General features: G+C 56.9%; 7 protein-coding genes. 4 read left to right on the top strand and 3 right to left on the bottom strand.

Going from position 1 to position 12341, the window contains the following annotated elements; genetic code table 11:
* The first annotated feature begins 16 nt into the window (after positions 1-16).
* Positions 17-1951 carry a response regulator gene (locus tag P12x_RS20440; protein WP_435006554.1) on the top strand — a complete coding sequence of 645 codons (1935 nt, stop codon included), beginning with the start codon at positions 17-19 and terminating at the stop codon, positions 1949-1951.
* Between the two features lie 63 nt (positions 1952-2014).
* On the opposite strand, the gene P12x_RS20445 is transcribed toward P12x_RS20440, so the two are convergent.
* From P12x_RS20445 to P12x_RS20455, 3 genes are all read right to left on the bottom strand, one after another.
* Positions 2015-6403, bottom strand: coding sequence for a tetratricopeptide repeat protein (locus tag P12x_RS20445; protein WP_435006555.1), 4389 nt, complete (start codon positions 6401-6403; stop codon positions 2015-2017).
* A 206-nt stretch (positions 6404-6609) separates the two neighbouring features.
* Positions 6610-7086 (bottom strand): hypothetical protein, encoded by a 477-nt coding sequence (locus tag P12x_RS20450; protein WP_435006556.1) that lies wholly within the window; start codon positions 7084-7086, stop codon positions 6610-6612.
* A 430-nt stretch (positions 7087-7516) separates the two neighbouring features.
* A complete protein-coding gene (locus P12x_RS20455; protein ID WP_435006558.1) occupies positions 7517-8089 on the bottom strand; it encodes a YceI family protein in 573 nt (190 codons plus the stop codon).
* Positions 8090-8336: 247 nt separating this feature from the next.
* On the opposite strand from P12x_RS20455, the gene P12x_RS20460 reads away from it, so the two are divergent.
* From P12x_RS20460 to P12x_RS20470, 3 genes are all read left to right on the top strand, one after another.
* Complete coding sequence (locus P12x_RS20460) at positions 8337-9083, top strand: class I SAM-dependent methyltransferase (RefSeq protein WP_435011702.1); 747 nt, start codon at positions 8337-8339, stop codon at positions 9081-9083.
* A 189-nt stretch (positions 9084-9272) separates the two neighbouring features.
* A complete protein-coding gene (locus P12x_RS20465; RefSeq protein WP_435006559.1) occupies positions 9273-10835 on the top strand; it encodes a B12-binding domain-containing radical SAM protein in 1563 nt (520 codons plus the stop codon).
* Positions 10836-10986: 151 nt separating this feature from the next.
* On the top strand, positions 10987-12339 hold the full coding sequence (locus P12x_RS20470) for a GH1 family beta-glucosidase (RefSeq protein ID WP_435006561.1): 1353 nt from the start codon (positions 10987-10989) through the stop codon (positions 12337-12339).
* Positions 12340-12341: the final 2 nt, after the last annotated feature.

The following is a 12341-nucleotide window of genomic DNA, read 5'->3' on the forward strand; positions in this document are numbered from 1 at the left end:
GGGCGAGGATGCCCCGATGTCGGAATCTCCAGAGAGAATATTGATCATCGAAGATGATCCGGGCATTGCCCGCTTGGAACAACTCAGGCTTAGTCGAGCCGGTTACGAAGTGATCCTGGCCTCGGATGCCGAACAAGGGAGGCTGGTCCTGCAGAGAGGAGGAATCGATCTGATCGTCCTCGATCAGAACTTACAAGGGGAGGTATCCGGTTTAGATCTTTATGAGCAACTTCGCTCCTCGGGTGACGATACGCCGGCTATCCTCGTGACTGGACTGAGCGACGAGAAAACCCTCACACGTGCCATTCGTGGAGGGTTGCGTGATTTTGTCCCCAAAACCGCCGACTATTTCGATGATCTACCTCTCGCCGTCCAAAGGGTCATCTCTCAGATCAGGACCCAGAGAAAACTTGCCGAATCCGAAGAACGATTGGCGGGCGTGATCCAGTTGGCCGAAGCCATCCCGCAGATGGTTTGGTCCGCTCGACCTGACGGTCATGTCGATTATTTCAATCAACGTTGGATTGGATATACCGGACTAACCCAACAGGAGAGCGAGGGTCGGAAATGGGCAATTGCCCTCCACCCTGACGACCTAGAACCCGTTGGCACAAGTTGGTCTCGATCGGTCACTTCCGGCACAATTTATAATACCGAGTATCGACTTCGACGCGCCTCGGACGGGGCCTATCGATGGTTTCTCGGTAGAGCCGTTCCCGTCTTCGACAATTCCGGCCAAATCATGAAATGGTTCGGAACCTGCACTGATATCGATGATCAGAAGCGCATCGAACAGGAGTTGAAGAGAGCCAACGCGCTCGCCGAGTCGGCTAGTCGCGCCAAGGATCAATTTCTGGCCATGCTAAGTCACGAGCTCAGAACACCACTGACACCCGTCCTGATGCTGGCCGTCGCCGCCCGTGATGACTCGAAGACGCCCGATCATCTGAGAGACACCTTCGAGATTATCCGTCAGAATCTCGAACTCGAAGCCCGACTGATCGACGATTTGCTCGATGTGATGAGGATCGTCCGTGGCAAGCTGCCTTACCAGTTCGAGGTGGTGGATGCCCACGCTCAGATTGAACGAGCCGTCGAAATTTGCCGAGGAGATGCTGACAGCAAGGGGCTCCAACTGACCCTGGAACTAGTGGCAAACGACCACTACGTGAAGGCGGACATCGCAAGACTCCAGCAGATCCTCTGGAATTTGATCAAGAATTCCGTGAAATTTACCCCCGAGGGCGGCAAAACCCTCGTCAGAACTCGGGACGAGGATAAAGGGCTCGTCATTGAGGTCGTTGACAACGGTATCGGTATCGATCCTGAGCACTTGCCGAACATCTTCAATGCTTTCGAGCAAGGAGAAGATGCGGTCACTCGAAAATTCGGTGGCCTAGGCCTTGGGCTTGCCATCAGCCGCTCGATAGCCGAGGGACACGGTGGTCATCTCACGGCCCAGAGTCTGGGAAGAGGCTTGGGTTCGACCTTCATTCTGAGCTTGCCAACCGAACTCCCCCACCACTCCGAGATGCGGCAGGCGGATCCCATCCTCGGTGATAAATCCGACGGTCATGAGATCCGAGTACTACTCGTCGAGGACGATGTTATCACCTCTCGGATCATGGCGAAGCTTCTTCGCCAGAATCGTTATCTGGTAATCACGGCCAATAGTATCGAAGCGGCCTTAAGGATCCCGACCGAGGAATATGATCTGGTCGTCAGTGACATCGGCCTGCCGGACGGCAGTGGCCTCGATTTGATGAAAAGCATCAAGGACCGCAAGGACGTGCCAGGAATCGCATTGACGGGATATGGGATGGAGGAAGATATCCTGAAGAGTCGGGAGGCAGGCTTCGTCGCCCACCTAACTAAGCCCCTCGATTATTCGAAGCTTGAAATGATGATTCGGCGGGTCACTCATCCCGATCGCCTGTCGAGCGACCTCTGATCTTTAGCGTTGGCGATCGTTCTTCTCCTTGCCGGATTCGGCAAGGAGAAGAACGATTTGGAATCATTTTGTCGCCGACATGACTTCGTCGAGATCGGTCCGGTCGGTATGGTCGAGCTTCGAGGGATCGAATTTCGCCTTCTTTGCCAGTTCACGGCAACGTCGATATTCCTCGACCTTGCCTGCTTTGAAATAGGTCCTGGCGAGATGGAAATAGGTTGTCGCTGAGGGTTCGGCCTTTACGGCTTGTTCGAAGTCCACGATCGCCTCATCGAAGCGGCCGAGGCGGGCGAGGATCACTCCTCGAGTATCCAGAAACTGAGGGATGCGGCCCATCCGGCGAATTGCCTCGTCTACTTTGTTCAGCGCTTCTTCGGGCCTTTGCAACCCCTCGGAAAGGGTCCAGGCCATGTTATTCAGGAACAAGACGACCGGAGGCTCGAGCGCGATTGCCTCGTTATAGAGGGCGACTTCGTCCTCGTATCTTTCCTGAAGGTGGCGGAGGGTCGCCTGGAATATCAGGACCTCGAACGATCTGGGAGCTTTCGAGCGGGCGGATTCGGCCAAAGAATCGATCTTTTTTAAGAACTCGGGATCGGTCCGATGGGCGACGGCAAGGTTTGTTGCGATCTTAAGAGCTTCGCGAGGAGCGCCTGCCTCGATGGCGGCCTGCGAAGACTCGAGTGCTTCGGCCTCTTTTCCTTGATCCAGTTGAATCTGGGCCAGGAGGTAGATTGTCCGCGGCCATCGAGTGATCATCTGGCGGGCGAGTTTCTCAAGATCGACCGACTTGGCGATTTTCTGGCCCACTCGATAGAGGGCCAAAGCAATTCCTTCACCGGTCGGGGTCGTTTCAACTTCGGAGATGGCGGACTCGATCTCGGTGAGCGCCTCGGATGTCTTTCCCTGTGCATGGAGGGTCCAGGCTTTCGAAGACGACGCGCGGGGAGATTTCGGCTCGATGGTCAAGAGTCGGGCGAGCCTAGTAGAGGCTTGTTCAATCTTGCCTGTTCGAGCCGACGCTTCGATGGCGATCGCCAGCGGGGCCGCGGCAGGCCGGATGACATCGTCGGCCATGGGAGCGATGAAGGCTTCCGCTTCCGCCGGCTGATTGGAATCGAGAAGGGCCTGGGCGACCAGGATTCGGGCACTCCTCGCCACCGGATTGGAGGCTGGAAGATCCTTTATGAGCGCGACCATTGCTGGTGCTGCTTCTGCCCTCCGGTCGCTCTCCGGACTTTTCGCGAGTATGATGGCCCGAATCAAGCGATCTTCCGGAGACTCCGTAATCGTCTTGGCCCCGGGCATGACGAGCGACCAGGCTTCGGCCCAACTGGTCGAGTCATTGTCATTTGATAGCAGGAGTGCTAGCTCGCGTGGGGCCCAGGGGGGAATTGGTTCGAGCTTCATCGCCTTACGGAGGGTCAATTCCAGTTCTTCGACCTTTCCCGTCGATTTCTGGAATTCGACGATATCGCGGAGGGCCAGGGGATCATTGGAGCTGTTGGCCAGGGCCCTCTCAAACCCGGATGTCGCCGAGGTTATGTCGCCCGCGACCCACTGGCAACGCGCGATCAGGAGGCCGATCCGCTCGCCTTTGTAGGTTGAGCGAATTTTATCGATGGTCTTCTTATCGTCACCAGGCTTCCCCTTCAGCGATTGGAACGTCACAAGGGCGATCCAGGCCGAAGGATCGTTGGGACGACGACTGACGAGTTGCTGAAGTGTGGCCTCCGCCTCTTTAGGCTTACCCAAACCGTCCAGGAGGGAGGCCAGAGTTGCTCGTGCCTCCACGCTGTCGGGAAGCTGCTTGACGATCTTTTCGGCATAAAATTCGGCGCGATCTTTATCACCGAACTGATACGCCGCCGCGGCCAGAATCCGATCGAAACTCACACCAAAATCAGAATTCCCGACCTGGACCATCTGGGCTTCGTAACGCTTCTGGAGCTCGTCCAGCTCATCATATTTCTTGAGCTTGGTCAGAACTCGGGCGAGTCCAACCAGGGCGGCCGTCATCCCCTGGTCCGTGTAGGCTTCTTCGTATTCCTTGGCAGCCTCGGGTAATCTTTCCCGGTACTCCTCGAGTAGACCGCGGGCAAGGTGCCCCACCGCCAACCCGGGGGCTTGGTCGTTGAGAATCTTCAGCAAGGCCTCGGCACGCGCGAGTTGCTGCTCGTCGGGGGGGCCGGACCGGCCTGGGTCGGACCTGAGAAGTTCGAGCGCCTGGGCAGCCAGTCCGAGAGGCTCTCGATCACCACCGATCTTTCGCAGGATTTCCGTTCCGACTCGCCCAGCCTCAGGATCTCCGTTCAGTCTCGCCAGTTCGAGCAATGCGATGGCCGGTTCGGGACTATCGGGGACCAATTGTGACCATTCCAGTAAGGCTGATCGTGCTGAGTCCCGATCGCCTAGCTCACGGTTTAGATTCCCCAGGGTTCTAAAGATCTCAGCGCGCTGAGCTACTGGTAGTTGCTCGATCGAGGAGGAGAGGACCTCGCGGGCCTCCTGCCCTCGCCCGCTTCGCAAAAGAATTGAGGCACGCTGAATTCGGAGCGAAGCGTGATCTCCAGCCGCATCCGGTTGAGCTCCTTCTTCCAGAACCTTCAGTGCTTCCTGGATGTTACCCTGTCGAGCGAGGGCCTGAGCCCAGCTAATCCAGGCAATGGCCTGCTTTCGGTCGCGCCCTGTGGCTGAATTCTGAAGTAGGGCAAGGGCCTCAGTCGGCCTATCATTGGCCTCAAGATAGAGAGCCTCGATAGCCACGAAATCGAAGACTTCAGGGGCGAGAGCCTCTACCTTCTGGAGCAGAGTTTTCAGCCGTGTCCAATCTCGTTCCCGCGGAGGAAGTGCGATCACGCGGGAAAGTTGAAGTTTGCATGCGGCGAGTAGAAGATTTAAATCCTGGGGAGACTTGTTCAAGGCCTGATCGAGTTCGGAGACCGCCTCTTTCGGATCCTTCGACATCAAGAACTGAGTGAGTTCCAGCCGTGCCTGGGTCGAATCCGGAGCTGCAGCAACGGCCCTCCGATATGCGAGAAGCGCCCTCGATTCGTCTCCGGTCTTGACATAGCAGTTTCCCAGTGCGAGATTCAGCTCCCCTAAGAAGTCATCCTCAATACCGTTTTCGGCCTCGGTCAGTAATTCAATGGCACGGGGGAATCGTCCTGATCGATACTCGAAGAGTCCTTTGAGGAACTGGGCCTTGGGCTTAGAGGCTTCCGTGGTGAGCCGATCGAACTGGGCCAGGAGGGGACGGGCTTCCGTCAACTTTCCGAGTCGGATTTGATAATAAGCCAGTCGGAAGGTAAGCTCCGCATCCGTCCCACCGACCGACGTGAGGGCCTTTCTCCACTCATCGAGAGCCTGTTCGGGGTGCTGCTCGTTGAGTTCCAAGAGGCCACGCATCAGCCGAACCTGGACCTCGCCCTGCTTTTCCTTCGGAATTGAGTCAAGCCGAGATCGAGTTGCCACGCGGTCGTTATCGATAACTAGAGCATCATACGCGGCCGTCAGGGCGAGTAGATAGTCCGCCGGTTTCAGCTCAATGGCGGCTTCGAGTTCCGCCTGCCTTTCCTTCTTTTGTCCGGTCTTTTTGAAATAGCGATACCTCGCCATCCGAACGTCGACCGATTTGGGATTCGCTTTCAGCAATGAATCCATCAATGCCAGGGCTGCGACCTTATCATTATTTTCTTCCAGTTCGAAGTTGGCCAGGCGTTCCGCCGCGATGGCATCCGCAGGGTCGAGGGTTAATGCCCTTCGATATTCGTTGAGCATCTCCTCTTTTGACTTGGTATCGCCGGATCGATAAAGGCCTTCATAGGCCTCTGCGAGAGTCCGGTGAGCATCGGCATCATTAGCACCTTCGACAAGGATTACGTTCTTTTTTTTGTCGGGATCCTTGGGGTCCTCGGTCTCTTCGCGAATTCCATAAACCAATTGATGAGCGATCTCCCGAGCAGCCCCGAATCGATTCTCTTTAACAATACCCAGCGATTGTGATTTAGTTTTGGCAATTTTTGATTGTTCTAAGAGATAGTTGCTCTGCCGATTCCAGAGCTTTGCAAGTTGACGGCGTGACTCTTGACGTCCCTTTCCGTAGGGATCGAGGCGTACGAGTTTCTCGGTGAGATCCGCCGCCTTGACGATGTTCGCGTACGATTGGATGTGTTCAGCTCGCAGTTTCGAAGCAAATTCCAGGGCGGGAATATCATCGGGCCAGGTCGTGAGCAAGCGATCTATGAGACGGAGTGCGAGGTCTACATCGCCTTTTTTTGCGATCTCCTCGGCCTGGGCCAGAGCCGAGTCTCGAACGGATCTGTTCGAGTAATAGGCAATCGGGAAATAGAGGGCTCCTGCGATGGCGAAGACGGTTACCGCTATCAAAAGACCTCGAACATTGAGCCGACTCGCTCGGTTCGGTTTCGCTTTCTTGTTCGGTTGGGACATGGACGACTCCCTAGTTGAGGGCAGCCTGACCGGTTGGCAGGCGCACTCGTGCCTCTTTCGATTCAAGTGTCATTTTATGCGTGCACGATCGCAACTTCAATTCGTCCGCCTCCAGGGAGGCAAAATCGAAACGAAAAGGCAGCGACCTGGCCGCCAACAGCCTAATCTTAGGTCACTATTGGATCGTCGAGACGATTAACGAAGTATCAGATCCGGGAGCCCTCGCCGAGGGCTCTGGAGAACGATGCCTCGGCGATGAGCACGGCTGTGCCGACCGCCAGGAGGACGGCCATGACCCGGACCGCCGCCCGAGTCCATGGTGATGACCGTCGAATCACCCCGATCCGGTCGACCCAGGGAGCCCAGGGAGCGAAGACTAGTAGCAGGGCGGATGGGCCTGGAACCTCCGAGTAGAAATATCCGGTCAGCCCAAGGCCGGACAGAACAGAGGTGGCCACGGCCGTGCCTCCTCGGGAGAGCGCCGGTCCGGGTCGGAGCCCTATGACGGCAAGACATCCTAATGCGGTGGCGGCTAGCCCCGCGTCGAGTTGGCCGGTCGAGGCACCGCCGGAGAGGACCTGAACAGCAGCCCAACCTGAAGAGACCAGGCCCAGGTGGAACATCCAGTTCGGGCCGGGAATGCGCTCGGCCTGCGACTCGAGATTCCACCAAGAGGCGATCACCGCGCACCAAATCCCGATGAGCCAGGTAACTGATTCGCCCACACTCCAACCATTCTCGATGCGGGATCGGAGGATCAAGAACAGGAAACTGGCGATGAAAGCGCCCCGGATGGTCCAGGTCGCCACAGGGGCGGGGGTTTTGGAGGCTTCAATCGAACCTTGGAGGGCGGCCCCAAGGGCCATCCATGCCACGATGGTGTTGGCATCCATAGCCAGGATCGGTGGCCAGCCGAGTATCCCGAGATGACTGGCGAAATAACCAAGGCCCATGCCCGCGGCAACGCCCCACCTCGCATGCCATCCGAGCCGGTTCAATCGGATCGCCAGGGCTACTACCGCTGCCGAAACGGACGCGGGTAGGACTATGTTCCAAAGTACTGTCGAAAAGATCGTCATAACAACCCCCGGAGGGGCCTCGATTCACGGCGAGTCATGGATGGCTTCCCTCGACACTGGCTGACACCCTGACCTCATCGCCGATGGGTCCGACCATGTAGGTCATCCCGAAGTCGCTCCTCTTCAAGTTCAACGACCCCTCCAACCCCGAGATCGTCTCGCCTTTCATTCCCTTGCCCGTCCCGACCACGGTTAGATCGAGATCCACTGGCTTGGTGACTCCATGGAGGGTGAGGTCGCCCGATACGGTATATCCCGTCGAGACCTTTCTCACCGACTTACTCCTGAAACTGATGCTCGGAAATTGCTTTGCATTGAAAAAATCAGGGCCTTTGAGATGTCGATCACGTGCCTCATTCGCCGTGTCGATCGTCTCGACGTCGATGTCCAGCTCGAGGAAGCTTTTGCCTGGGTCGGTCTCGTTAATCGAAAATTTGCCCGAAATCTTGTTGAACCGCCCATAGGCATAACTGACGTTCATGTGTTTGATGCGAAACAGGACCGAGGAATGTACTGCATCAATGTGGAAGGCATCATCGGCCCCGACATCGGAGACGACGAGGCTGAGGGAGACGGCCAGGCTGAGGGCCAGGAAGGAAACTTTCATCGAAGTATCTCCCGGTTGAGTGTCGGACCTTCAATCTCTCCAAGTCAAGACGAGCGGCACATCGTAGCCAATGCGAGGGCGGGAGTCATCCCCCGGTTTTCGGCATGCCATCTGCTTGATTTCGGCTCAATTCGTTCAAAGATCCGCCACATTTTGAATGGAAGTCTCGATGCCGGAAGAAGATTTGCCCGATTACGAACCGATGCTCGCAGCGTACCATCTCGCGTTTGCCAACGAATTGAGGTCGATGATCGGCGATTTGCCAATCTTAGAGGGAGATCAAGTTCTGGATCTTGCCTGTGGCGATGGGGCCTACTCGGGCTGGCTTCTGGATCGAGTTGGCACTACGGGTTCGATCCTGGCACTCGATCTATTAATGGCCTATCTCAAAAAGGCGAGGATCGGGCTCAAACAGGTTGATGGTTGCAATCGGTCGCGATTCGTTGCGGCCTCCATCGATCGGCTACCTTTCGCCGATGGGCGATTCGACTTCGTCTGGTGTGCACAAAGCCTCTTTAGCCTCCCCGAGCCAGTCGAAGCCCTCAGAAGCATGGCCCGAGTGGTTCGGCCTGGGGGCCATCTCGCGGTTCTCGAAAACGACACCATGCATCAAGTACTCTTGCCCTGGCCAGTCGATCTCGAACTGGCCATTCGATCGGCCGAATGGGATGATTTCCGAGAAGATTCCGAGAATCCCCGGAAGTTCTACGTCGGCCGAAGGTTGAGCAAGTTATTTGGCGAGGCTGGTCTGGGGGACATTAGGCGCCGGACTTACGCGACGGATCGACAATCGCCGCTGAGCCAATCGGAGCGAACTTTTCTCCTCGAATATTTGAAGGACCTTCGCGAGCGTGTCTTACCCAGGCTTGGCTCCAAATTTCGCAAGCAGATGGATACTCTCACCGATCCCGGCTCGAGGAACTATCTCCCGGATCAGCCCGATCTGGCGATGACGGTGATTGACCACGTGGTTTGGGGGAAGTTGAAGGCCTAGATCAATCGTTTCCACTCCAATATCGTTCTTCTCCACAGGTTAAATCGGCCCAGAAAGCGGAGTGACCCGGCGCATTGGCCGACAAGAACCTTACAATCGGTCCACGAATTTCTAATTCGTAGTTATTACTTTTGTCCGTCCAGCCCAGGACGACAGGGCCCTCCCCTGTCTCCATTCAAGGATATTCTCATGGCGCGGATCTGCTTGATCAACCCGCGATTTCCGACCTCCTTCTGGGGCTTGAACCACGGTTTGCCGTTGCTCGGTAAAAAGTCAAACATGCCGGTTCTCGCCCTGCCCGTCCTGGCCGGTTTGACCCCCCTGGGTCATGAGATTACTTTGATCGATGAGAATATCGAGGACATCGACTTCGACGCCTTGAAAGAATTCGACATCGTCGGACTGACCGGGATGACGGTCCAGCGCGACCGGATGCGCGAGATCTTGCTGGAATTGCACGCCCGGGACATCTTCACGATCGTAGGCGGTCCCTGGATCACTGTTGCTGAAAACTGGTTCGACGGACTCGTTGACGTCATCTTCATCGGCGAAGCCGAGGAGACCTGGCCCCAGTTCCTCCGCGAATGGGAACAAGGGCTCCACCAATATCGTTACGAGCAGGTCGAAAAGACAGACATGGCCAAGGTGCCGATCCCTCGCTACGACCTGGTCAAGTTCAAAGAATATGCGATGGGATGCGTCCAGACCTCGCGCGGATGCCCCTTTCAATGCGAGTTTTGCGATATCATCGTCATCTTCGGACGGAAGCCGAGGATCAAGACGCCCGAGATGGTTGTCGCGGAAATTGATGCGCAGCATCAGTTGGGGGTTCGCGTCATCTTCCTGGTCGACGACAACTTTATCGGGAACAAGAAGGTTGCCAAAGTCATCCTCCGGGCGATCATCGAATGGCAGCACACCCACGGCTTCCCGCTCGCCTTCTTCACCGAAGCCTCGCTCGACCTGGCCGAGGATGACGAGTTGATGCAGTTGATGGCCGACGCAGGGATGGTGGCCGTGTTCATCGGCGTGGAGAGTCCCGATGAAGAGGCACTCCGAGAGACCAAGAAGTATCAGAACGTGCGAGGCGGGATCGTCGATCGGATCAAGAAGGTCCAGGAGTTCGGCCTCGAGGTCTACGCAGGGATGATCGTGGGATTCGATAGCGACGACGAGACGGTCTTCGATCGCCAGTACGAATTCCTGCAGAAATCTCGGATCGTCGGTGCGATGGCGGGCATGCTCTCGGCGATACCCAAGACGCCGCTCTATGCCCGACTGGAGGCCGAGGGCCGACTCGACAACGCGGCTGCGGATGATCCCAACATTGCCACCAACGTGATCCCACTCAAAATGTCGGTCGAGACGCTCCGGGATGGGTGGCTCGATCTTATGGTCCGCCTCTACGATGCCGAGGCGTACTTCGAACGATTCGATTCCCTATTCATCCAGGGCAGATTACCCCTGGCCAACGCCAAAATGAATTGGCTTCGGAAGCACCAGTTTGGGAACTACCTCAAGATCCAGGGACTGACCATTCTGGCTGCGGTCGGGATGCTCGTCCGGGTCTTTTTCGACCCGAGGACCAAACTCGATCGACCAGTCTACGGCAGGTATCTCAAAAAACTCCTCGTCGCCAGGAGACCCCCTCGATTCCTCTTCCAGTTCGCCTTCAAGTGCATCATGCATACCCATTTCGCAACGATGACCCGTCAGATGGTCAAGGGGGAGTCTCGATTGGTCAACACCTGAGGTAAATGATTCGAGGCGTCGGATCGAGTCTGACAGGTTCGAGGAGCGGAGCATTCTCCACCAACCTTGCGGCGCCGTGGCTGGAGTGTCATGATCGGGCGAAATCAATTTTTCGCCCTCTCCAGGCGCTTCATCGATGACTCCGAACGGGATGGCTGCTTCCTACCAATTTCCCGAAGGTTTCATCTGGGGAGTGGCCGCGGCCGCGGCCCAGATTGAGGGCGCGGCAAGGGTCGATGGCAAGGGAGAGTCGGTCTGGGATCGATTCGCCACCATCCCTGGAAAAGTTCATGGGGGCGATACGCTCGACGTCGCGTGCGACCATTATCACCGCTTCGAGGCAGACGCCGACTTGATCCACGGGCTCAACCTCCGAAATTATCGCCTCTCGGTCGCCTGGCCCCGAGTCGTCCCCGGTGGTGACGGAGCGATCAACGAGCTGGGGCTCGACTTCTATGACAAGCTGATCGACGCCCTGTTGGCTCGTGGAATTACCCCCTGGGTCACGCTCTTCCACTGGGATCTGCCCCAACCTCTCGAAGAGCGGGGTGGCTGGCTCGTCCGAGAAACAGTGGACGCGTTCAAACGATATGCTGAGATCGTCGTGGGCCGACTTGGTGATCGGGTGGGACATTGGTTCACAGTCAACGAGATTCCTTGCTTCATTGGTAACGGGTACGACAACGGGTATTTTGCTCCAGGTCGCCGTGAATCGCGACGTCTGGTAAACCAAGGCTATCACCACGCGATCCTGGCCCATGGGCACGCCGTTCGAGCCGTCCGAGAATTCGGCCGCGCCGGATCGTTGGTGGGACTTGTCCAGAATCACCTCCCGCCTCCGCCGATGCCAATCGTGGAAACCGAGGCCAACATCGAGGCCTGTCGGGCGGAGTACGAACGGACAAACCGCCAGATCATGGGGCCCGTCTTCCTGGGCCATTATCCCGAATCGTTCCTACGAGAGGTCGGCCAGGATGCCCCCGAGGTCCGGGCCGGAGATCTGGAGATCATCTCCTCCCCGACCGACTTCCTCGGACTGAACATCTACGCAGGCGACTTCGCCCGGGGGGATCGGGCAGGTAAGGCCGAAATCCTCCCCTTCCCCCGTCAGTATCCCCACGGCGATCTACCCTGGCTCCGTGTCACTCCCGAAGTCTTGTATTGGTCTGTCCGTTGGGCCCAAGAGGTCTTCGGGGTCAAGATCTTTTACATTACCGAGAATGGTGCGGCCTTCGAAGACTCGGCCACAGAAGAGGGCGAGGTGATCGACCTCGACCGACGCGAGTATATCCGTAATCACCTGATCGGGCTCCATCGGGCCATCGACGAAGGCTTCGACGTCCGGGGATATTTCCTCTGGTCGTTCATGGACAACTTCGAGTGGTCTGAGGGCTATTCGAAACGGTTTGGGATCGTCCGTGTCGACTACGAGACCCTGACCCGAACTCCTAAACTCAGCGCCCATTGGTATGCAGAAGTCGCGCGTCAGAACCGGCTTGTCTAGGG

Source organism: Tundrisphaera lichenicola (genome assembly GCF_051175385.1).
In the GTDB taxonomy this organism is placed as follows: Bacteria; Planctomycetota; Planctomycetia; order Isosphaerales; family Isosphaeraceae; genus Tundrisphaera; species Tundrisphaera lichenicola.